Origin of the sequence: Streptomyces sp. NPDC048018, from assembly GCF_043202995.1 — a bacterium.
GTDB lineage: Bacteria > Actinomycetota > Actinomycetes > Streptomycetales > Streptomycetaceae > Streptomyces.
On sequence record NZ_JBIDBK010000032.1, the window covers coordinates 1 to 1140 of the forward strand.

1 protein-coding gene is annotated in these 1140 nt (G+C 69.5%); it reads right to left on the bottom strand.

The window, feature by feature from the left end; all coding sequences use genetic code 11:
• Positions 1–1140: acyl-CoA dehydrogenase family protein (locus tag ACGF1Z_RS35585; protein ID WP_393010789.1), on the bottom strand; the 1140-nt coding region annotated here is incomplete at its 5' end.

Here is a 1140-nt window from a genome sequence, read left to right on the forward strand (position 1 = left end):
TTACGGGAGGTTGCGGGCCATGACGATGCGCTGGACCTGGTTGGTGCCCTCGTAGATCTGGGTGATCTTGGCGTCGCGCATCATGCGCTCGACGGGGTAGTCGCGGGTGTAGCCGTAGCCGCCGAGGAGCTGGACGGCGTCGGTGGTGACCTCCATGGCGACGTCGGAGGCGAAGCACTTGGCGGCGGCGCCGAAGAAGGTGAGGTCGTTCTCGACGCGCTCGGACTTGGCGGCGGCGGCGTAGGTGAGCTGGCGGGCGGCCTCGAGCTTCATGGCCATGTCGGCGAGCATGAACTGCACGCCCTGGAAGTCGGCGATGGGCTTGCCGAACTGCTTGCGCTCCTGGACGTAGCCCTTGGCGTAGTCGAGGGCGCCCTGGGCGATGCCGAGGGCCTGGGCGGCGATGGTGATGCGGGTGTGGTCGAGGGTCTTCATCGCGGTGGCGAAGCCGGTGCCCTCGGCGCCGATCATGCGGTCGGCGGGGATGCGGACGTTGTCGAGGTAGACCTCGCGGGTCGGGGAGCCCTTGATGCCGAGCTTCTTCTCCGGGGCGCCGAAGGAGACGCCCTCGTCGCTCTTCTCGACGACGAACGCCGAGATGCCCTTGGAGCGCTTGTCGGGGTCGGTGACGGCCATCACGGTGTAGTACTCGGACACGCCGGCGTTGGTGATCCAGCGCTTGACGCCGTTGAGGACCCAGAAGTCGCCGTCGCGGACGGCGCGGGTCTTCATGCCGGCGGCGTCGGAGCCGGCGTCGGGCTCGGACAGGGCGTAGGAGAACATCGCGTCGCCCTTGGCGAGCGGGCCGAGGTACTTGTGCTTGAGCTCCTCCGAGCCGGACAGGATGACCGGGAGCGAGCCGAGCTTGTTGACGGCCGGGATCAGCGAGGACGAACCGCAGGCGCGGGCGACCTCCTCGATCACGATGACCGTGGCCAGCGCGTCCGCGCCCGCGCCGCCGTAGGTCTCGGGGACGTGCACGGCGTGCAGGTCGGCCGCGACCAGCGCGTCGAGGGCCTCCTGGGGGAACCGGCCCTCCTCGTCCACCGCCGCGGCGAACGGCGTGATCTTCGCCTCCGCCAGCGCGCGGACCGTCTCACGGAGCATCTCGTGCTCCTCCGACAGGCGATACAGGTCGAA